Consider the following 20,703-nt stretch of genomic DNA (forward strand, 5'->3'; position numbering starts at 1 on the left):
CAAAGGGAAGAATACAACTGCGGGGAGCTGTAACACTTGGTCAAATATTTCCCGCGACGCCTTCTCAATCCCGTCATCCTGAGGAGCCTGCGAAGCAGGCGTCTCGAAGGATCGACGGCCCGGCTGGTGGCCGTCGACCCTTCGAGGCTCGCCCAGCGGCGCAATTGCGCCGCAAGGCTCGCACCTCAGGGTGACGGGTTTGGTTTCAGGTTTCTGTAGGCAGGATTACCGAGCCGGCATCGCGGCATCCGCGGCCGGCTGCGTGCGACCGCCACCGCGCATCCGTGCGAGCAGCTCAGCGGTCGGCCAGGAATCCGCGGGCAGGCCGTACTTCATTTGCATCGCTTTCACCGCGCTGCGGCTCGCCTGGCCGAGCACGCCGTCGATCTTGCCCACGTCGTAGCCGGCACGCGCCAGCAATCCCTGTAGCTCCTTGATCTCGCCAAACGGCAGTTGCGCAACCGGCGCGTGCGGCCGCTGCATCGGCGGCGCGCCCGCGATGCGACCGGCGAGATAGCCGGCGGTCGTCGAATAGATCAGCGAGTTGTTCCATTCGGTGTAGGCGGCGAAATTCGGGTAGGCGAGGAACGCCGGACCCATCCGGCCCATCGGCAGCAGCAGCGAGGCTGGCAGTTCGTCATTGGCGAGCGGCTTGCCGTCACTCAAGGTGACGCCGAGCGCCACCCATTTCGAGCGCGGCAGCTTGATGGTGAGATCGGCCTGGTCCCACGGAAAATTCGCGGCCTGCGGCACCCGCACCTCCTGCAGCCACGGCTCGCCGCGCCGCCACTTCAATCCGTTGGCGATGTAGTTCGCGGTCGAGCCGATCACGTCGGGCCCGCTCTGCAGGAGATTGCGATGGCCGTCGCCGTCGTAGTCGACGGCGTAGTTGAAATAATGCGTCGGCAAAAATTGCGTCTGGCCGAGCTCGCCGGCCCACGAGCCGATCATCTCGTCTGGCGTCAGATCGCCGCGCTCGATGATCTTCAGCGCCGCGATGGTCTCGCCCTGGAACATCTCTGAGCGGCGGCAATCATAGGCCAGCGACACCAGCGATTTCAGCGTCGGCAGATTGCCCATCTGCACGCCGAAATCGCTCTCCAGTCCCCAGAACGCGGCGATGACCGCCGGCGGCACGCCGTACTCCTTCTCGGCGCGCGCGAACGCGGCCGCATAGGTTTTGATGTATTGCTGGCCCTGCTGCATGCGGTAGTTCGCGGCCATGCGGCCGGCGAACTGGGTGAAGATCTGCCCGAACACACGCTGACCGCGGTCGCGGTTGACGATGCCCTGGTCGTAGACCAGGTAGGGCGCGGCCTCCGCGATCGTGCGCTGCGAGACGCCGGCGGCGACCGCCTTCTGCTTCAGCTCGGCGAGGAAGCGATCGAAGTTTTGCCCGTTGTGGCACGACGCGGCCCTCGGCGCGGCCACGGCGGCCGGGCGCGGCCTGGCTGGCGCAGGATTCAAGGGGCCGGGCAGCAGTTGCTGTGCCGAGGCCAAAGAGGACAGCGCCAGCGCCCCTGCGATCGCTGCGATCATGATCGGGGCGCGGAGGGGAGATGCTGGCATCGATATCACCGGCTTGAATAGGGGGATAAAACTTATCCTGCATACACCAGGGCGACACCGGGCAACAACGGGGGTGCGCCTGTTAGACCAATTGGGCTTCGGCAGGTTGAAGTGCCGCCGCTATGATCGGGCCAAGTGATTCGCGGGCAGGGGTGTCGGCGGATCGATCACGCCCGGAGGGACCCATGTGGAGTTTTCTCGAGCGTCTGTTGGATTCGTCGACATTTTCGCCACACGGCATCTGCCTGTTGTGGGAGCCGGAACTGATCTGGCTCCATGTGATTTCAGACGCACTGATTGCCGCTTCGTATTTTTCGATCCCGTTTGCGCTCGCGATCCTGGTTTCCAAGCGGCGCGATTTCCAGTTCGGCTGGATGGCCTGGCCGTTCGCCACCTTCATCCTCGCCTGCGGCCTCACCCATGTGTTCTCGATCTACACGCTGTGGGTGCCGATCTACGGCCTCGAAGGCCTGCTCAAGGCGCTCACCGCAATCGCCTCGATCGTCACCGCGGTGCTGCTGTGGCCGCTGATCCCGAAGATCCTGGCGATCCCGAGCGAGGCGCAGCTGCGCGAGGCGCATGTCGCGCTCGCCGCGGAGGGACGGCAGCGCCAGCGCTCGGAATTCCTGCTCGAGCGGTTCCGCGAGGCCGAGGCCAATGAGAGCAAGATCCGCCAGGCGCAGAAGATGGAAGCGGTCGGCCAGCTCACCGGCGGCATCGCGCACGACTTCAACAACATCCTCACCGTCATCACCGGCACCATCGACATCCTGTCCGATGCGGTGACCCACAACCGGCAGCTGACCGAGATCACCGGCCTGATCCGCGACGCCGCCGATCGCGGCGCGTCGCTGACGCGACATCTGTTGGCGTTCGCGCGCAAGCAGCCGCTGCAACCGAGCGATGTCGACGTCAATGCGCTGATGGTCGACACCATCGAGCTGCTGCGGCCGACCATCGGCGACCATGTCGACATCGACTTTCACCCGATGTCCGACCTGCCGCGCGCGCTGGTCGATTCCAACCAGCTCGTCACCGCGATCATCAACCTGGCGCTGAACGCCCGCGATGCCATGTCGAAGGGCGGCCGGCTCCGGATCGAGACCCGCACCGCCGAGCTGAAGCCATCAGACGTGCATGGCCATGACGGGCTTGCCGCCGGCGACTATGTCGCGATCGCGCTGATCGACAATGGCCAGGGCATTGCGGAGGCCGATCTGGCAAAGGTGTTCGAGCCGTTCTTCACCACCAAGGATGTCGGCAAGGGCACCGGTCTCGGGCTCAGCATGGTCTACGGCTTCGTCAAGCAGTCCAACGGCCACATCACGCTCGACAGCGAGCTCGGCCGTGGCACCAGGGTGATGCTCTATCTGCCGCGCGCAGCGGCGGTCTCGCCCGCCGCGGTGCCCGAGCGGCGGCAGCCGGACGTCCGCGGCGCGCAGGAGATCGTGCTTGTCGTCGAGGATGACAAGCTGGTGCGCTCCTACGTGCTGACGCAGATCGAGAGCCTCGGTTACACGACGCTGTCGGCCAACAATGGCTCTGAAGCGCTCGGCGTGCTTGACAGCGGCGCGCCGATCGATCTGTTGTTCACCGACGTCATCATGCCCGGCGCGATGAACGGGCGCGACCTCGCCACCGAGGCGCTGAAGCGCCGTCCCGGTCTGCGCGTGCTGTTCACGTCGGGCTACACCGACGACGCGATCGACCAGGACGGCAAGCTGGAGCAGGGCATCCTGTTCCTCGGAAAGCCCTACAGCCGGGCCCAGCTCGCCCGCATGCTGCGCGTTGCGCTGCGCGAGAAGGAGGCGCGGCTCGCGCAGGAGCCCGCGGAGTAGGCGCAGCTACGTGCCGGGTGCGAAGTCCGTAAACGCGTGGTTTCTTAGGGTACGGCGACCGGAGAAGCGCTTTTGCTCGAAGCGGCCGGCGCTGCATAGCCCTTCGAGTAGACCTTATTTTCAAGCAAAGTACGGAAGTGCATCATCAGTGCGAGGGTGTTGTCGACGAGTTCATCAATCTCAGCCGCGAGGAGCTCGCCGGCGTGATCGCGCACGAGCTCGCGCACATCAAGCACCATGACACGCTGACCATGACGATCACGGCGACGATCGCCGGTGCGATCTCGATGCTGGCGCAGTTCGGCATGTTCTTCGGCGGCAATCGCAACAACAACGGCCCCGGCATCATCGGCTCGATCGCGATGATGATCCTGGCGCCGCTCGGCGCCATGCTGGTGCAGATGGCGATCAGCCGCACCCGCGAATATGCCGCCGACAATTTCGGCGCGCGCATCGTCGGCCAGCCGATGTGGCTGGCGTCCGCGCTCGTCAAGATCGAGAACGCTTCGCACCAGGTGCCGAACATGGAGGCCGAGCGCAATCCGGCCACCGCGCATATGTTCATCATCAACCCGCTGTCGGGCCACGGCGTCGATAATCTGTTCGCCACCCATCCCTCGACCGCGAACCGCATCGCTGCACTCCAGCAGCTCGCCGCCGAGCTCGGCACCCAGACCGCGCCGCGTCCGGCCGGCACTCCGCCGCGCAGCCCGTGGGGCGGATCACAGGGCTCGTCGAGCCCGCGCGGCCCGTGGGGTTAGGGATCCTGGAGTAAGAGATCCTGAGGCCGAAGATGCTGAGGCCGAAGATGCTGAGGCTGAAGATGCGGGCGAGGTCACGCTTTCGCCGTCAGCACCACGTCGTCCATGACCAGCGCGTCGATGCCGGACTTGCGGAACGTGACGATTGCATCCATGGGGGTGCAGACGATGGGCTCGCTGTCATTGAAGGACGTGTTGACGACGAGCGGCACGCCGGTCTTGGCATGGAAGCTGGAGATCAGTTCGTGAAAGCGCGGATTTGATTTGCGGCTGACGATCTGGACCCGGGCGCTGCCGTCGCGATGCACAACCGCCGGAATGAGATCGCGCCGATCGGGTTTGACCGGGCATGCAAACAGCATGAATGCGTGACTGGCGGTCGGCGCGCCGATCTCGAACCATTCCTCGGCATACTCGGCCAGCACGCTCGGCGCAAACGGCCGGAAATCCTCCCGGTGCTTGACCTTCTGATTGAGGATATCGCGCATGTCGGGCCGCCTGGGGTCGGCGAGCAGGGAGCGGTTGCCCAGCGCGCGTGGTCCGAACTCCATGCGGCCCTGGAACCAGGCGACGATCTTGCCGCTGGCGATCATGTCGGCGGCATCGCGCGCCGGGGATCTGCTGCGCGTTGCTTTGAGCCCGGCCGACTTGACCGCTGCCAGAATGTCGCGCCGCTTGAATGCGGGGCCGAGATACGGCGTGTCGTTGCCGCGCTCGGGGGGACGCTTGTGCTTCGCGCAATGCACGGCAAAGGCGGCGCCGATCGCCGTGCCCGCGTCATGCGGCGCAGATGGGATGAACACATTCTTGAATTCACCGGAACGCCTGACCAGTTCGTTGGTCACGCAATTGAGCGCGACGCCGCCGGCAAGGCACAGATTGTCCGATGGCACCCTGCGCTTGACGCGCCGGACGGCGGCGATGACCGCGGCATTCGTCGCCTCCTGCAACGCGGCCGCCATGTCGGCATGCCGCGGCAGGATTTCGCCGTCCTCATAGCGCACCGGGCCGAACACGGCTTCCATTCTGGCGTAACGCTCCGGGCTGTTGCCGAGATAGGCCGGCGACACCCCGTAATTCACTTCGTCGGAACGCATGATCGATTGGAACTGCTGACGATAGACCTCCGGATCGCCATAGGCCGCCAGGCCCATGACTTTCGAGGCGTCGTAATGCGAGAAGCCGAGATAGCCGCTGAACACCTCCCAGATGAAGCCGATCGAATGCGGATACTCGAAGGTCTCGACGTTCTGGATGCGACTGCCCGTGGCCTTTGCCAGCGAGGTACCCGCGGTCTCGCCGATTCCGTCGATGCTCAGGATCGCCGCGCGGTCGAAGCCCGACGGGAAGTAGGCGGATGCAGCGTGCGCCATATGATGCGGCACGAAATGCAGTCGCTGCCGCAGCGAGCGTCCAAACAGGTCGTCGATGGCGCCCGGCACCTGACCGAGCCGGAGCCGAAAGGTCTCCTCCAGCCGCGGGTCCCACCACTCGGCGCGATATCGCTTGCGGCGCTGCCCGGGATCGAACGAGTAGGCGACGTGATCGATATCGCGCGCGGTGAGCCCGGCGTGGCGCAGGCAAAACCGGATCGCGCGTACGGGGAGTTGATGCGGGTTGTCGAACTCGGCCGGCTTGCCGTGCTTGATGCGGTTGAACCGCTCTTCCTCGACCGCCACGATGAGCCTGCCGTCAACCAGCAGCGCGGCGGCGGACTCGTGATACACCGAGTTGATCCCAAGGATGTTCACCAGCGTCTCCCCCTACGCCTGGAGCCTTCCGTTCCGATGACATCGGAACGGGCAAGCGGCCCAAGCTGTCCGGAATAGTAAGGCGGTATCGAGGTTGCGCATCGAAGGCCAAAAGCCGCAGTTCGATCCGCTCGAAAACGCGCTACGCGCTGGCGGCATCCAGCCGTCCGACGTGGTCCTTGCTCAGCTCGAGCCTGGCCGCGGCGGCCAGCGTCGCGACCTGCTCGGGTCTGGTCGCGCTGGCGATCGGCGCGGTGATCGAAGGTTTCGCCATCAGCCAGGCGAGCGCGACCGCGGCAGGCTCGGCACGGGTTTCCGCGGCGACCTCGTCGAGGCCGGCCAGGATGCGCATGCCGCGCGGGTTCATGTATTTTGGAATGCTGCGTGCGCCGCGCGGGCTCTTGGCGAAGTCGGCCTCCGAGCGATATTTGCCGGTGAGGAATCCGGCGGCCAGCGAGAAGAACGTGATCACGCCGACGTCGTTTTGTTCGCAAACCTGTTGCAGCGCGCCTTCGTAGCTCGACCGCTCCGCCAGGCTGTATTCGGGCTGCATGCTCTCGTAGCGGGGCAGCCCGTTCGCCTTGGAAATATCGAGGGCGGCCTTGAGCCGCGCCGGCGAGAAGTTCGAGGCGCCGATCGCCCTGACCTTGCCGGCCTTGATCAGTTTGTCGTAGGCCGCGAGCGTCTCTTCCTGCGGCGTCGTCTCATCGTCCTTGTGCGATTGGTAGAGGTCGATGGTGTCGGTCTGCAGCCGGCGCAGCGAGTCCTCGACCGCGCGCGCGATATAGTCCGGCTTGAGCCCGACATTGCCGCCGCCCATGTCCATGCCGACCTTGGTGGCGAGGATGACGCGGTTGCGGTTGCCGCGCGCCTTCATCCATTTGCCGATGATCGTCTCGGACTCGCCGCCGCTGTGGCCCGGCACCCAGCGCGAATAGACGTCCGCCGTATCCAGGAACGTCAGCCCCTGATCCAGCACGGTGTCGAGCAGCCGGAACGACGAGGCCTCGTCCACCGTCCAGCCGAACACGTTGCAGCCGAAGCACAAGGGAGGGACGGTGAGGCCGGAACGGCCGAGCGCACGATGCTTCATGAGTCTTCTTTCGCTTGTTCTTGACGGGAGGCGCCGGACACTGAGGCAGATCGCCCTTGTTTGCAAGGCCTTGCGCCGGTTGGCATCGGTGCGCAACCAGAAGCAAACAGCGCTGCCTACCGAGGCAGCGCTGCGTATCAAATTTGCCGTGGAGGCCGTCAGCGTCATTCCAGCGGAATCGCTCGCCGTGCTGCTCGTACGTCAGGTCAGTCACGCTGCCCCTCAGGGCCGCATCGATTGACCCGGAGCGCAGGAATGCGATTTCATTTGCACGACGTTTGATGTAGCTTGCACGGCGAGCTGCCACCGGTCACGCCGAATTCCGGAGAATGCGCGGCAGCGTCAATGGCCATCGGCAGGCCTTATGGTCTCATTTTCAGTACGAAAAATCTTCTGCCTGGGTCGCGCCCGGGTGAGTGCCATTTTCATTCCAGCCAAATGGAGCAATTGCCATGCATTTCTGCTTCTCTGGTGAATACACCCCGCGTTCTCTCAACAACATCATGGAAAACCCGGGGACCAACCGGTACGAGGCCGCGAAGAAGCTGATCGAGGCGGCCGGCGGCAAATTGATTTCGATGTACAGCATGTCGGCCGATGGCCCCGGCGTGATGGTGATCTTCGACGTGCCGGATCCGAGCTTCGCACCCGCGATCAGCGGCGTGGTCGTGGCGGCCGGCGCGATGCAGAATGTGCGGCTAGTCCGGCTGTTCACTCAGGATGAGATCAAGGTGGTACGTCAGCACGCAAGCAAGCTCAAGGCCGCCTACTCGCCGCCCGGCAGCTGACAGAGCGGACGACCGAGAACCGCAAGTGATCTGACGACTGCTGTCACTCTCGCGCGGCGGCGCTTTCTGGCGTGCCGCGCGGAGACGGGGGCCGTTGCGCGCCACTGATCCGGGGCGCCGTCAACGGATGGGCCGTAGCTCAGGCGGATGTCGCGCGCGCATGCTGGCTCGCATAGCCCCGGCCGGTTGTGCCGTCGCCCGACGTCCGCCACCTCGTGCCGCATTGGCCTGGCGCGACGACGAGACGTGTCGTCCGCTCAGGCGGGCGGTGTGTCCAGGTAGAGGCGATGCGGCGCGCAGAAGGGCTGAAATAAAAGAACGCTACACCGAGGACTGCGTGCTGTACGGCCCGCCCGGTACCTTTGGGACCAGCAGCGGCCCTGAAAAATCTGCCGCGTCGCGTGAAATGAAGTAGAGAGTGCGGTGTATGTAGAGACGTTGCCGGTCAGTGCTCCGAGCGGCTAGTCGAAGGGCTGGCTTGGGGTTTGCGGGGCTGGGATCTGAAGTTGCATCACTCGGTTACGATTTCAGGCGGCGCCGCGCTGGCGGCGCGCACGAGATGGCCTGTTCGTCTTGTCCGGATGGCGTACGGTCTCGCAATCGCTTGCTCCCTCAATGGCTTCACGCCGCAACGGGCGGCGGCGCAGGTGCCGTTCTCGCCGTTTCAACCGGTGCGACAAAGAGAGACTGCCAAACCGCTTGCGCGCGACGTCAACGGTCCGCCGACGGTGAGCCAGCGGCTCGACGGCACCGCGTTCTTTGTCGATGATCTCGGCCACATGCTGACCGCGCGTCATGCGGTCGCGGACTGCGCCCGTATCATCGTGAACAAGGAGGGCCGGTCCGTCGCGGCGCGCGTGGTGCGCGCCTGGCTCAATCCGGACGGCACCGTCGAGCGCGTCACGTTTCCTGCGTTCGATGACGCCGGCGCGACCGAGGACCTGCGCACCATCCTGAAGCGCGGCAATGTCGGCGAGGCGCCGCCGCCGGAGATGTTGCAGCCGCTGAACCTGCGCTTCTCGCTCAATCTGCGTAAGCCCTGAGCGGTTGGTAGCGCTCGCGAAGCGAGAGCCCGAAATCCATCGAGCGGTATTTCGCGCCAAGCTGCACGGAATGCTGGACAAACTCGCCGTCGTCCCGGCTAGGGCCGGGACCCATTACCCCAAATGCGCGTTGTTGCGCGATGTTGGGGTCACAATTTCGTTCACGATGAAATGCGGTAGTTAGGGATCCCTTGGCCTTCGCTAGGACGACAACGAAGAGTCCCGTTTGCAATGTCCGCCGCGAAGTATGGGTCCCTGCTTTCGCGGGGACGACGCATGGGGTGAGCACCATGGCCAAACAACAACCCGGTCGTTCGCGCCGCACTTTCATCGGCACTGCCATCGCCGGACTTCCCGCAACCCTTCTGCTGCACAGTGCCTGCGCCTCCGACAAGATGACAAAACCGCAGGCCGAATATCAGGACACGCCGAACGGCATCTACTCCTGCGGCCTGTGCACGCTGTTCGTCGCGCCCGACGGCTGCAAGGTGGTCGAGGGTGTCGTCAGCAAGGACGGCTGGTGCAAGGCCTTTGCTCCGGTGGATTGAGTTACCCTCCCCTTCCAGGGGAGGATAAGAAAACCAGCCTACAGCTCCCGCGCATTCGAGAATGCGAACGACGATACCCGCCGCGTGGTTTCGTCGAGGATCAGGGTGCGCGTGATCGGCGGCTCGGCGCGCTGGCTGCAATTCTCGCGCTCGCAGAGCCGGCAGTTGACGCCGATCGGGGTGCCCTCGACCTTCTCCAGATCCATGCCGGTCGCATAGACGAGCTTGGCTGCATGACGGATCTCGCAGCCGAGCCCGATCGCAAAGCGCGGCTGCGGCTGCGGATAGGGCGCCACCGGCCTTCGCACCATTTGCGCGATCGAGAAGTAGCGCGTGCCGTCCGGCAGCTCGATCACCTGGCTGAGCAGGCGGTCCGGCATATCGAAGGTCGAATGCACGTTCCAGAGCGGGCAGGTGCCGCCGAATTTGGAGAACGGGAAGGTGCCGGAGGAAAACCGTTTCGACACGTTGCCGGCATTGTCGACGCGCAGCAGGAAGAACGGCACACCGCGCGCGTTCGGCCGTTGCAGCGTGGTGAGGCGATGGCAGACCTGCTCGAAACCGGCGTTGAAGCGCTGCGCCAGCACATGGACGTCGTAGCTGAGCGCCTCGGCGGCGGAATGAAATGCCTGATAGGGCATCATCGCGGCCGCCGCGAAATAGTTCGCGAGCGTGATGCGGTAGAGCCGGCGCGCGGTGTCGTCGAGCGGACCGGCGCGGCTGACGATCGCATCGATCGCGGCGCCGCATTCGACAAAGCCGATCTGCAGCGCAAGCTGGAAGCTGCGGCCGGAGCTGTCGACGAGTTCGGAGATCAAGAGCTGCCGGCGATGCCGGTCGAACCGGCGCAGCGTCTCGCGCATCACGTCGACCGGCATCACGCGGCAAACGATCGAGTGCTTTTCCCGCAGCCGCGTCGCCAGCGCCGTGAACAGGCCCTCGGTCGGTACGTTGAGTTCGTCGCGCAGGTTCTCCGCCGCGGTCTCGAGCTCCGGAAAATAGTTGCGGTTGGCCTCGATCAGGTCGCGCACCCGCTCGATCGGATTGGCGTCGAACTGCGAGCCCTCGCGGTCGGCCATCTGCGCCGCGACCAGCGTCTCGCCGCGGCGCGCCTCGGTGTAGGCGGCGTAGAGCCGTTGCAGCGCATGCGTCACGCCGGGGCAGAGCTCGGCGAGGTCGCGCAGTTCCTGCTTCGGCAGGTCGATCTGCCGGAACAGCGGATCGGAGAAGATCTCGTTGAGTTCCGCGAAGAATCGGTCCTCGTCGGCGGTGGCAAGGTCGCGCAGGTCGAGGTCATAGGTCTCGGCCAGGCGCAGCAGAATCTGCGCTGTGACCGGGCGCTGGTTGCGCTCAATCAGGTTGATGTAGGAGGGCGAGATGCCGAGCCCCTCGGCGATCTGGGTCTGCGACAGTCCCAATTGCTGGCGGATTCGCCGGAACCGCGGGCCGACGAACAGCTTCTTTCCCGACTCGCCCGGCATGGCAGACTTCCTGACCTATTTTATGACAAAATTTACAAAATGACATTTATTACAAGTTCAGATGTTACATGACATCACCAATAAAAAACAAGGTATCTATACGAACTTCGCCTTTTAGCGTTTATCTGCTGACACGCACTTCGCGATGCTCTGTCAAGAATGTCGAATTGGAGCAGGCTGCGAGGATCGGAATTCAGGCGGCTGGGCAAAGGCAGCCTTACTTTTTGAAGGAGACTGACGATGAGCAAGGGCAGCAATTTCTGGGTGATCGGCGGCGAGTTCGGCTCGATGAACTTCCACAAGCTCGTCGAAGGCTCGGCTCAGGTCCGCGGTCCGTTCAAGACCCGCAAGGAAGCCGAAGAGTGCTGGAAGGAAGTCTCCGAAGAGAGCCGCCACAAGGCCGGCGTGCGCTTCTCGATCGTCGAGGAGCCGTCGCGGGTTTCGGCGTAACCGCCAAAATTATCGACGTCAGAATTATCAAAGCTAAGAAAACGTCCAAGGACGGCGGCCCCATCCGGTTCATCCGGGTGGGGTCGACCGTTTTTGGGACAGCGCCAGGGCTTTTGATCTGGGGATAAGTGGCGGCCTAAGTGCTTGGGAACCAACGTCCTTTGCGGACGTCATGGTTGCTGATAGGTTAATGCATAGGAAACCCGTCAGTACGAGGCCGTAAGGCATGTCCGATCCGCAGAACACCGGCAGCGAGGCACGCGAGATGCGGCCGACGCTGCGAGAGGCGCTGCGGCGGGCGCGGATCGAGGCGGCCGACCGAACCGGCGTCGTCGTTGAATTGCGCGATGCCGAGGTGGCGCGGCTCGAGATCCTCAACGACGCGCTCGATCCGCTGTTCGCGCAGGTGCCGGAAAAGGTCGATCTGTTCGACCGCGGCATCAGCCAGGGCGAGACGCCGCGGCTGTGGATCGACGTCGTCGCCCATGTGCTGATGGGGCGCGACAAGCGGATCTACCGCTTCGTGCAGGACACCCGCTTCGGCCGCATCGTGCTCGCCGAATCGCACGACGTGGCTGCGATCGTCGATGCTGTCACCGACTATGTTGCGCGCCGCATGATCGAGCGCGAGCATGCGATGGTGGCAACGCCGCTGCCGGTGGCCGAGCCGCCGGCGCCGCCGCCCATGCCTGTGGCGCCGCCGAAGCGTCGCGGCGGATTCGGCATGTTCGTGCTCGGCTTCGTCCTCGGGGCGCTCGCGCTATTCGGTCTCGCGCTGCTGGCGAGCTTGCAGAACTACTGAAGCATGATCCGGAAAAGTGCGAAGCGGTTTTCCCTCGCGACAAACGCGGAACGCGTTTGCGCGGAGATCATGCTCAGATAATGGAAGGGGCGGGGGCATCGTGGTCATAACACCTGCCTCGGCATTCTTCGGCGTCCTGGCGGCCGCCGCGGTGGTCGGCAGTGCGGTGCTGTTCGGCAAATGGCAGACGTTGCGCCGTGCCGAATATATCCGCACCTTCAAATGGCCGGCGGGCTTGTTGGCCCGGCTCGAAAAGCATCATCCGGGCTTCGCCCGCAAGGACAGCGCGCTGGTGTCGCGCGGTCTGCGGCAGTTCTTCCTGGCCTATCTGATGAGCGGCAAGCGCTACGTCTCGATGCCGTCGCAGGCGGCCGACGACCTCTGGCACGAATTCATTCTCTACACCCGCGAATACGACGCGTTCTGCCGCCGTGCCTTCGGCACCTTCCTGCATCACACGCCGGCGGTCGTGCTGGTGAAGGAGCGGCGCCGGAGCAATGAGGGGCTGCGGCGGGTCTGGTGGTACTGCTGCAAATACGAGAACATCGATCCGGTCAGGCCGACGCGGCTACCGCTGCTGTTCGCGCTCGATGCCAAGCTGAACATTCCGGGCGGCTTCATCTATCACACCGACTGCGAGGCCCTGCGCCGCAGCGGCATTGCCGACAGTCCCTATTGCGGCGGCGATTTCTCGGACTCGTCGATCGACGGCTCGTCGGCGGGGTTCGGCGATTCCGGCAGCGATGGAAGCCATGGCGGCGATGGCGGTGACAGTGGTGGCCACGGCGGCGGTGACGGAGGCAGCAGCGACGGCGGAGGTGGCGGCGACAGCGGAGGCGGTTGCGGCGGTGGGTGTGGCGGCGGCGGGGGCGGGGATTAGGACAGTCGGATTTGCCTGATCTCGCGAATGCCGTCGTGACTGCCGAGGCCGCGCACGGTCTGCTCGCAGCGCCACGCGTTGCCATCACGCTCGATCGAGAACAGATTATAGGCCGCTGCTGGATAGTGCTTGCGCGCCAGCGCGGACGCCGACGGCACGCCGATCGCGGGGATCTTGCGCTCGGGGCCGTCGAACCACATCGTCGAATGAATGTGGTCGTGACCATGCAACACCAGCTCGACGCCGTGCCGCTTGAGCAGCGCCAGCAGCTGACGCGAATCGGTCAGCCGCTTGGCGCGGCCGTCGGAGTGCAGCGGGTGATGCACCAGCAGGACGCGGAAGGCGTCCTCCCGCGACAACTGCGCGAGGATCGCGTCAAGCGCTGTGAGCTGGGCGTGGCCGAGCCAGCCGGTTGCCATCAGCGGCGGCGTCGGCACCGCCGAGGAGACGCCGATCAGCGCCACCGGGCCGCGGCGGCGCACGAACGGAAAATGCGTCGCGGCGCCGTCGGCGTCGCCGCGCAGATAGTCGCTGAAGTGGCTGACGAAGCGATGCTTGGTTGCGCGCACATAGGCGTCGTGGTTGCCCGGGACGATAGTCACACCGGTGGGATCGCCGACGCCCTCCAGCCATTGCCGGGCCGGGTTGAACTCGGCATCCAGCGCCAGGTTGACGAGATCGCCGGTCACGGCGACATGGTCCGGTTGCTGCGCCTGCATGTCCGACACCAGTGCGTCGAGCACATCGCGGCGGTGGTATTTGTGACGGTTGCGCGTCCAGTTCAAATAGCCGAAGGCGCGCTTGCCGGCGAGGTCGCGCAGCCGCGCCGCCGGCATCGGCGGCAGGTGCGGGTCCGACAGGTGCGCGAGGCGGAACGCCGCCATCAGGCAATTCCCTTCGGATTGTCCGCGAAAAGTGGCCGGCAGCCGGTCATGTCGTGCTATCCCGAACGTCGTGCCCTGTATTGGCAAGAGCTGCGCAGCCGCGCAAGGATCAATGCAAGGATCAAAGCACGGATCAAACACCGAGATGTCGAGGGTTCAGTGACGATCCTGCTGGATTTACGCAAGCGCTACGAGCCGCAGATCAGGTGGGTGTTTCATTTCTACTGGCGGCTGGTCCGCAGCATGACGCTCGGCGTCCGCGCCGTGGTGCTCGATGCCGACAACAAGGTGTTCCTGGTCAAGCACAGCTACGTCCACGGCTGGTATCTGCCCGGCGGCGGGGTCGAGGTCGGCGAGAGCTTTATCGAATCGCTGCGGCGCGAGCTGGAGGAGGAGGGGCGGATCGAGCTCGTCGGAGAGCCGGTTCTGCACGGCATCTTCCACAACAGCCACGTCTCGCCGCGCGATCATGTCGCGGTCTATGTCGTCAGGAACTACCGGCAGGACCGCCTGCCGGAGCCGAATCGCGAGATCGTGGCCTGCGGGTTCTTTGATCCGGCCAATCTGCCTGACGAGACCACCCCCGGGACGCGGCTGCGGATCGCCGAGGTGCTCGAGGCCAAGCCGCCGCCGGCGACATGGCGGTGATGGACCGCGCCCGCGCCAGATGCTATCCCGCGCCCCACAATGACCGAACTATCCCTGACCATCCTGCCCGAGACCCCGAAAGACGCCCAGGCGATCGAGCGCCTGCATGAGCGCACCTTCGGGCCTGGCCGCTTCGCGCTCAGCGCCTACCGGCTGCGCGAGCATGTCGATCATCTGCTCGATGTCTCCTTCACCGCGCGGATCGGCACGCTGCTGGTCGGCTCGGTGCGCCAGCTGCCGATCATCATCGGCGATACGCCGGCCCTGATGCTCGGGCCGTTGACGGTCGAGCCGCCGTTCCGCAGCCGCGGCGTCGGCCGTGCGCTGCTCGAGCGTGCGATCAACGACGCCCGCGCCAAGGGCCACCGGCTGATCGTGCTGGTCGGCGACGAGCCGTATTATGCGCGGGTCGGCTTCAAGCCGGTCCCGAAGGGGCGGATGACGATGCCGGGCCCCGTCGACTACAGTCGTGTGCTTGTCATGGAACTGGTCGACGGCGCGTTCGAGGGCGTATCCGGGCCGATCCAGCCGGACTGGAGCAAGGCGATCTGACATTCCTGCGAGCGTCGCGGGAACGGTTGCGCACCTTCGGAAACTGAAGCACAGTTGAGGCAAGCGCCGGGACAAGACCGGCGCATGTCATATCAACAGGGAGAGTGTGCGCCATGATCAAGGTCAGTGTGATGTATCCGAACAATCCAGGCGCACGCTTCGATCACGATTATTATCGCGACAAGCATATGCCGCTGGTGAAGGCGCGGCTCGGCGACGCCTGCAAATACTACACCGTGGACAAGGGGCTCGCCGGCGGCGCCCCGGGAGCGCCCGCCACTTATGTCGGAATGTGCCACATCTTCTGCGACTCGGTTGAGGCCTTCGGGGCCGCCATGGGCAAGCACGCCCAGGAGATCATGGGCGACATTCCGAACTACACTGATCTGCAGCCGGTGATTCAGATCAGCGAAGTCGTCGTCGGCCACTGACCGGCGCGGACGTTAGAAGGTGATCCCTCTGCCGCCGACGGCAGAGGGATACGCTTTTTTTAGAACTTCAGATTGGCGAAGGCCCGCACGCCGAGGCCCGGCATCAGCACCTCGTCCTTGGTGTAGGAGACGGAGTTGCGGATGTTCTGGTTGAGCAGATTGTTACCGACCAGGCCCAGCGTCATCTCGCGTGCGCCGATCCACGACGAAGTCAGCTTGGTGTTGTAGGTGATCTCCGCGTTCAGCAGATTGTAGCCCGCGGTCGGGGTCTCGCCGATGACGGCGATGTCGTTCTGCGCGAAGGCGTGCACCAGGTTGACGCGGGTGAACCAGTTGCTGTCACGCCAGTAGACGCCGCCGCCGAGCCGCACCGGCGGGATCCGCGGCACGTTGCTGCCGTCGGTGAAGGTGGCGCGCACCACGTCGAACTGGTTCTCGATGCCCCAGATGCCGCCGTTGAGCGCGCCGATATCGAGCTGGCTCTGGAATTCGGCGCCACGGAAGATCGCGTCACGCTGCGAATAGACCGCCTGGCGTCCCTCGTTGTTCGGATCGCCATTGCCGCAGGAATCGAAATCTTCTCCGCACATCACCCCGGTCAGGCGGCGATAGATGAAATTGCTGAAGCGGGTGTAGTAGGCGGTGGCCTCGAAACGAAATGGTCCGGTCGCCTTGCGCAGGCCGATCTCGACCGATTTCGCGGTCTCGATCGTCAGGTTCGGATTGCCGATGTCGAAGGTCGCGGTCGCATCATGCGCGCCGCGCGAGAACAGCTCGGCGGGCTTCGGCGCGCGCTCGACATATTGCGCGGTGATGCTGCCGACCAGATCGCTCGGCAGGTTCTGGATCAGCCCGACGCTGCCGCTGACCGGCGTGTAGGACAAGTTGCGCGACACCGCGCTCTGTGGCGCACCGTCGGGCAGGAAGTCCGCGGGGAAATCCGGCGTCGATCCGTGCAGCTCGATATGCTCGATGCGGCCCGCGATCTGCGCCTTGGTCTGGTCCGTGAACTTGAACTCGTTGAACACGTAGCCGGCGACGCGGTTGTTGTTGTTCGGGCTCCACAGGCCGTTGAACAGCGCGCCCGGATCGTCCGGGCTCGGCGCGGTCAGCTCCTGATGTCCGGCCTGCAAGCCGAACGCTGTGGTCACCGTGGCGAAGCGCGCGTTGAACGGCATCATCTGCACCTCGACGCGGGCCTCCTGCTCCTTGTTGGTGAAGGTCTGGCGCACGCCGTCGCTGAACAGATCGGTCGGATCGGCAAGACCGAGCTCATTGTGGCGATAGTCGGTTGCGCCGACCCAGAACCGCACCGCGTCGATTGCAGCCGCATCGGGCCGGTACTCGCCCTTCACGGCGATCTTGGTCTGGTGTGCGTCGATCCGGGTCTGGTGGTCGGCGCCGTCGATGCCGGGGATGTGGTACAGCGAGTCGTTCTGGGTGATCGCCGCGCCGATATAGCCGCCCTGGAAGAAGTACGATGCTCCGACCGATGCACCGTCCGACTGCGTCGCGGAGTTCGGCTGGCGGCCGCCCACCGGCCGGGTCTGGTCGAACAGATACGGATAGCTCGGGATGTTGTAGTCGCTGGTGGTGCGGCCATAGACGTCGGCATGCACGGCGACATTGTTGCCGCCGGCATCCAGCAGCATGCCGCCTTCGACGCCGCGATTGACAGAGCTCACCGAGGTGCGGGTCTCGACATTGAGGCAACCCGGGCCGCCGGCATCGGCGAGCGGCGCCTTCACCGGCAATCCGTAGCTCTGGAACGGCGTCGCCGCGCAGGTCGGCATCGTGTCGGGGATGCGGTTGTTGGTGGCGCTGACCACGCCGCCGATCGAGGTCGAGCCGTAGCGCAGCGCGGCAGGTCCCCGCACCACCTCGATCTGGTTGGTCGAGAACGGATCGATCGGGACGAAATGATCTTCGCCGAGATCCGAGACGCCGCCGCCGCCGAGGCCATTCTCGACGATGCCGACGCGGTTGACATCGAGGCCCCGGATGATCGGCCGGCTCGACGCGCCGGGCGCAAAGCTCGAACCGGTGATGCCGGGCTTGGAGAACAGGAGATCGCCGAGCGTGGCGCCGCCGGAGCGCCGCAGCTCCTCGTTGGGCACCACGGTGACGGTCGCGAACTGGTCGGTGACGACGGGCAGCACGCCTTGTTGCGGTGCTGGCGCCGCTGCCACAGGCGTCGGCTGCGCCGTGGCGGCGCGTTCGCTGCTGCGGCTCGGCACGGCCCGGACCGCGCGGGTCGGCGTGCGCGTCGGCACGGTGCGATGGCGCTGGATCGGGCTTGGCGCCGTCACGGTGATGTCAGGCAGTTGCGCCGGCGGGTCATCGGCCAGTGCGGCGCCATGCATTGCGCCGAGCAGCAGCCAGCTCGCGCCTCCGATGTGGAGTGCTCGTTTCGTCTGAAGTGTCATTGTTCTGGTCCAGCCCCGTCGACATGACGGATCGATTCCGATTTGCCCGGCGGAAGCCGGCCGCAATCGTGGCGCGGCCGTCCGCTCAGGGCGTGCAGCAATCAGTCGATGTCAGGACAGAGGAGGTGCGCGGGAGTGGAACGCCGCAGGCGCCGACTTCAGATGGATGAATTCGGCATTGGTGGTGCGGAACAGGAGCTCGACGGCTTCCGGCAGCAACAGCACCGGCGGCGCCGTGAACAGCACGCTGCTCGCGAGCGACATCACGGCGCAGATCGCGCAATTGTCGGCCGGATGCCGGTCACGGTCCTGTTCGGTGGGCGGCTGTGTCCCGGTCACCTGGACCGCGAGATCAGGCGTTGCCGAGGTCCCGATATAGGCGAGATCGAGCAGCGACAGGCCGCCGCTCTGGGCTGCGGGCGCGGCTTGTGCGGCCGCGATGGGGTGGAAATGCCCGAACGACAGCACGAACTGGACAGCGAGCGCGAACAGCGCCAGCCGCGAGCCAGTCTTGATGTGCCTTCGGAACCAGTTCATGCGCCCCACCAATCGGGAGCGCGCGAACACCCCAGCGGTCCCGATGTTACATTATAACATCGGACGGCGAGCGCGATGTCAACCAACGTTCAGACACACTGTGTCGATGTGTTGCCGGTGTGGGTTTGACGCAACGCCGACCCGAGCCCGGAGGGCTCAGCGTCCCTCACGCAGCCAGGTTGCGGCGAATGCGCCGAGCAACAGCAGCAGGCCGACCAGGCCGGCGAACATCGGCAGCACGCCGACGCCCTTGACCACACTGGCATCGCGCATCTTGACGCCGAGCCAGCCGTCGCCGCGGAAGATCGTGGAGGCGCGCACCGGCACGATGCGCGGCATGTCGAGGCTCGACCCGTCGACGATGCGCCGCGCGTCGCCGCCGGTTGCCTGCGCCAGCGGCTTCAGCATCTCGGTGGTCGAGGTGACCTCCGAGAATTCCTTCGGGTTGGTCGGACCGACATTGATCAGCGCCTTCAGCGTGCCGTCGGTGGCCTGCCACAGGCCGAGCTCGCTCGCGGGCAATGTCGCGCGCCATTCGCCGGGATCCCCGGCGGTGAGCGTCATTTCATGCGTGACGCCGCTCGGCGACGTCACGGTGACCGGCGCGACGGTGTCGGCCATGGTCTGGCGCACCACCATGAGGTCCTTGCCCTGCACCTGCATGCGCAGCGCCTCTTCGTCGAGGTCGGGCTGCTTCATCAGCCAGTGCGACACCCGCCGCAACAGATCGAGATGCGGGCCGCCGCCTTCATAACCGCGCGCCCACAGCCAGATCTGGTCGGACAGCAGCAGTGCGACGCGGCCTTCGCCGAAGCGCGACAGCAGCAGCAGCGGCTTGCCGTCGGCGCCGGTCATCACCGGCGGGTTGATCGCGTTGCGGGTATCGACGGTGCGGAAGAACCGGCTCCAATGCGGCGGCTCGGTGTTCGAGCCCTCCAGCCCGCGCGTCACCGGATGGCGTTTCCCGGCATCGCTCAAATGCGCATAGAACGGTTTCTCGGTGACGCCGACCGGCTCGGCCGGCAGCACCGAATCCAGCGGCGTGCGCCAGATGCTGGTGGTCGAGGCGTAGTCCGGGCCGGCGGAGACCAGCACCGCGCCGCCGGAACGGACATAGCGCGCGATGTTGTCGAAATAGGCGATCGGCAGCACGCCCTGGCGGGCATAGCGATCGAAGATGATCAGCTGGAATTCGTTGATCTTCTGCTGGAACAGCTCGCGGGTCGGAAACGCGATCAGCGACAGCTCGTTGATCGGCGTGCCGTCCTGCTTCTCCGGCGGCCGCAGAATGGTGAAGTGCACGAGATCGACGCTGGGGTCGGACTTCAACAAATTGCGCCAGGTGCGCTCGCCGGCATGCGGCTCGCCTGACACCAGCAGCACGCGCAGCTTGTCGCGGACGCCGTCGATCGCGACCACGGCGCGGTTGTTGACCGGCGTCAGCTCGTTCTCGAGCGGCGAGGCCTCGATCTCGACGATGTTGGGACCGGCATGCTTGATGTCGATATCGACGCTCGAGGTCTGGCCTGACGTCATCGTGCGTTCGTTGATCACCTCGCCGTCGCGGCGGATCGTGACCTTGGCGCGCTCGCCGGTGACGCCCTGGTCGTCGAGCCGGAAAGTAATGGTCTGGGTCTGGCCGACGATGCCGAAGCGCGGCGCGGCCGTGATCGCGATGCGGCGGTCGCGCTCGTCCTTGCGGCCGGTGATCAGGGCGTGGACCGGGGCCTGGAAGCCGAGTGCCTGGGCGTTGGCGGGAATGTCGTGCACGCGGCCGTCGGTGATCATGAACGCGCCGGCGACGCGCTCGACCGGAACGTCCGACAGCGCCGACGTCAGCGCGCCGAACAGTTTGGTGCCGTCGGTTTCGCCGTCGGCCTGACCGGCCTCGACGACGCGGACCTCAAGGCCCTTGATCTGCTTCAGGCTGTCGACCAGCGTCTGCTTGGCTTTCTCAGTCTCCTGGTTGCGCGTGCCGAAATTCTGGCTCGGGCTCTTGTCGACCACCACGGCGGCGACCGAGGTCAGCGGCTCGCGGTCCTCGCGGGTGAAGGAGGGATTGGCCAGCGCCAGCAGGATCAGCGCCAGCGCGGCGACACGCACCGCGGCGCCGCGCGCGCGCGACAGCAACAGCAGTGCCGCGATCACGACGATCGCGCCGAGCCCGAGCCACAGCACGATCGAAGGAACCAGCGGTGTGAACGCAATACCGTAGTTCATA

General features: G+C 65.3%; 19 protein-coding genes and 1 pseudogene. 12 read left to right on the forward strand and 8 right to left on the reverse strand.

Going from position 1 to position 20,703, the window contains the following annotated elements; translation table 11 throughout:
- Positions 1 to 225: 225 nt before the first annotated feature.
- Positions 226 to 1,569 (reverse strand): lytic murein transglycosylase, encoded by a 1,344-nt coding sequence (locus JQ616_RS21210; protein WP_249137029.1) that lies wholly within the window; start codon positions 1,567 to 1,569, stop codon positions 226 to 228.
- A gap of 185 nt (positions 1,570 to 1,754) precedes the next feature.
- Here JQ616_RS21210 and JQ616_RS21215 point away from each other — a divergent pair, with 185 nt between their 5' ends.
- Positions 1,755 to 3,407 (forward strand): ATP-binding protein, encoded by a 1,653-nt coding sequence (locus JQ616_RS21215; protein ID WP_212017611.1) that lies wholly within the window; start codon positions 1,755 to 1,757, stop codon positions 3,405 to 3,407.
- A 179-nt stretch (positions 3,408 to 3,586) separates the two neighbouring features.
- A pseudogene (locus tag JQ616_RS21220) lies at positions 3,587 to 4,168 on the forward strand (M48 family metalloprotease); the annotation flags it as partial.
- Between the two features lie 74 nt (positions 4,169 to 4,242).
- On the opposite strand, the gene JQ616_RS21225 reads toward JQ616_RS21220, so the two are convergent.
- Both JQ616_RS21225 and JQ616_RS21230 read right to left on the reverse strand, forming a co-directional pair.
- Positions 4,243 to 5,919, reverse strand: coding sequence for a carbamoyltransferase family protein (locus JQ616_RS21225; protein ID WP_349630030.1), 1,677 nt, complete (start codon positions 5,917 to 5,919; stop codon positions 4,243 to 4,245).
- Between the two features lie 142 nt (positions 5,920 to 6,061).
- A complete protein-coding gene (locus JQ616_RS21230; RefSeq protein ID WP_212017613.1) occupies positions 6,062 to 7,012 on the reverse strand; it encodes an aldo/keto reductase in 951 nt (316 codons plus the stop codon).
- Here JQ616_RS21230 and JQ616_RS21235 point away from each other — a divergent pair.
- The 4 genes from JQ616_RS21235 to JQ616_RS21255 all read left to right on the forward strand — a co-directional run bounded on the left by JQ616_RS21235 (position 7,011) and on the right by JQ616_RS21255 (position 9,391).
- Positions 7,011 to 7,253, forward strand: a complete 243-nt coding sequence (locus tag JQ616_RS21235) for a hypothetical protein (RefSeq protein ID WP_212017615.1) — start codon at positions 7,011 to 7,013, stop codon at positions 7,251 to 7,253. The two genes, JQ616_RS21230 and JQ616_RS21235, sit on opposite strands and share 2 nt — an antisense overlap.
- 211 nt (positions 7,254 to 7,464) lie before the next feature.
- On the forward strand, positions 7,465 to 7,800 hold the full coding sequence (locus tag JQ616_RS21240) for a GYD domain-containing protein (protein ID WP_212017617.1): 336 nt from the start codon (positions 7,465 to 7,467) through the stop codon (positions 7,798 to 7,800).
- 506 nt (positions 7,801 to 8,306) lie between these two features.
- Positions 8,307 to 8,843: a serine protease gene (locus tag JQ616_RS39360; protein WP_249137031.1), complete on the forward strand. Its 537-nt coding sequence runs from the start codon at positions 8,307 to 8,309 to the stop codon at positions 8,841 to 8,843.
- 290 nt (positions 8,844 to 9,133) lie between these two features.
- Complete coding sequence (locus JQ616_RS21255; protein ID WP_212017619.1) at positions 9,134 to 9,391, forward strand: iron oxidase; 258 nt, start codon at positions 9,134 to 9,136, stop codon at positions 9,389 to 9,391.
- 38 nt (positions 9,392 to 9,429) lie between these two features.
- On the opposite strand, the gene JQ616_RS21260 is transcribed toward JQ616_RS21255, so the two are convergent.
- Positions 9,430 to 10,872 (reverse strand): helix-turn-helix domain-containing protein, encoded by a 1,443-nt coding sequence (locus tag JQ616_RS21260; RefSeq protein ID WP_212017621.1) that lies wholly within the window; start codon positions 10,870 to 10,872, stop codon positions 9,430 to 9,432.
- Between the two features lie 240 nt (positions 10,873 to 11,112).
- On the opposite strand from JQ616_RS21260, the gene JQ616_RS21265 reads away from it, so the two are divergent.
- From JQ616_RS21265 to JQ616_RS21275, 3 genes are all read left to right on the forward strand, one after another.
- Entirely contained in the window at positions 11,113 to 11,322 is a 210-nt protein-coding gene (locus JQ616_RS21265) for a DUF4170 domain-containing protein (RefSeq protein ID WP_016839740.1), read from the forward strand.
- A 226-nt stretch (positions 11,323 to 11,548) separates the two neighbouring features.
- Complete coding sequence (locus tag JQ616_RS21270; RefSeq protein ID WP_212017623.1) at positions 11,549 to 12,124, forward strand: hypothetical protein; 576 nt, start codon at positions 11,549 to 11,551, stop codon at positions 12,122 to 12,124.
- Between the two features lie 100 nt (positions 12,125 to 12,224).
- Positions 12,225 to 13,004, forward strand: coding sequence for a glycine-rich domain-containing protein (locus JQ616_RS21275; protein ID WP_212017625.1), 780 nt, complete (start codon positions 12,225 to 12,227; stop codon positions 13,002 to 13,004).
- Here the strand turns inward: JQ616_RS21275 and JQ616_RS21280 are convergent.
- A complete protein-coding gene (locus JQ616_RS21280) occupies positions 13,001 to 13,888 on the reverse strand; it encodes a metallophosphoesterase family protein (RefSeq protein ID WP_212017627.1) in 888 nt (295 codons plus the stop codon). The two genes, JQ616_RS21275 and JQ616_RS21280, sit on opposite strands and share 4 nt — an antisense overlap.
- A 159-nt stretch (positions 13,889 to 14,047) precedes the next feature.
- On the opposite strand from JQ616_RS21280, the gene JQ616_RS21285 reads away from it, so the two are divergent.
- The 3 genes from JQ616_RS21285 (at position 14,048) to JQ616_RS21295 (ending at position 15,519) form a co-directional block, all read left to right on the forward strand.
- The gene (locus JQ616_RS21285) at positions 14,048 to 14,536 is read left to right on the forward strand and encodes an NUDIX domain-containing protein (RefSeq protein WP_212017629.1); all 489 of its coding nucleotides are present in this window, start codon (positions 14,048 to 14,050) and stop codon (positions 14,534 to 14,536) included.
- 39 nt (positions 14,537 to 14,575) lie between these two features.
- On the forward strand, positions 14,576 to 15,088 hold the full coding sequence (locus JQ616_RS21290; RefSeq protein WP_212017631.1) for a GNAT family N-acetyltransferase: 513 nt from the start codon (positions 14,576 to 14,578) through the stop codon (positions 15,086 to 15,088).
- Positions 15,089 to 15,201: 113 nt separating this feature from the next.
- Positions 15,202 to 15,519 carry an EthD family reductase gene (locus tag JQ616_RS21295; protein ID WP_212017633.1) on the forward strand — a complete coding sequence of 106 codons (318 nt, stop codon included), beginning with the start codon at positions 15,202 to 15,204 and terminating at the stop codon, positions 15,517 to 15,519.
- Between the two features lie 59 nt (positions 15,520 to 15,578).
- Here the strand turns inward: JQ616_RS21295 and JQ616_RS21300 are convergent, their stop codons facing one another.
- The 3 genes from JQ616_RS21300 to JQ616_RS21310 form a co-directional block, all read right to left on the reverse strand.
- Positions 15,579 to 17,945 (reverse strand): TonB-dependent receptor, encoded by a 2,367-nt coding sequence (locus JQ616_RS21300; RefSeq protein WP_212017634.1) that lies wholly within the window; start codon positions 17,943 to 17,945, stop codon positions 15,579 to 15,581.
- Positions 17,946 to 18,056: 111 nt separating this feature from the next.
- Entirely contained in the window at positions 18,057 to 18,482 is a 426-nt protein-coding gene (locus JQ616_RS21305) for a DUF2946 family protein (protein WP_212017636.1), read from the reverse strand.
- A 156-nt stretch (positions 18,483 to 18,638) separates the two neighbouring features.
- Positions 18,639 to 20,702: a hypothetical protein gene (locus tag JQ616_RS21310; RefSeq protein ID WP_212017638.1), complete on the reverse strand. Its 2,064-nt coding sequence runs from the start codon at positions 20,700 to 20,702 to the stop codon at positions 18,639 to 18,641.
- Position 20,703 lies beyond the last annotated feature (1 nt).

The organism is Bradyrhizobium tropiciagri (assembly GCF_018130545.1).
In the GTDB taxonomy this organism is placed as follows: Bacteria; Pseudomonadota; Alphaproteobacteria; order Rhizobiales; family Xanthobacteraceae; genus Bradyrhizobium; species Bradyrhizobium tropiciagri_A.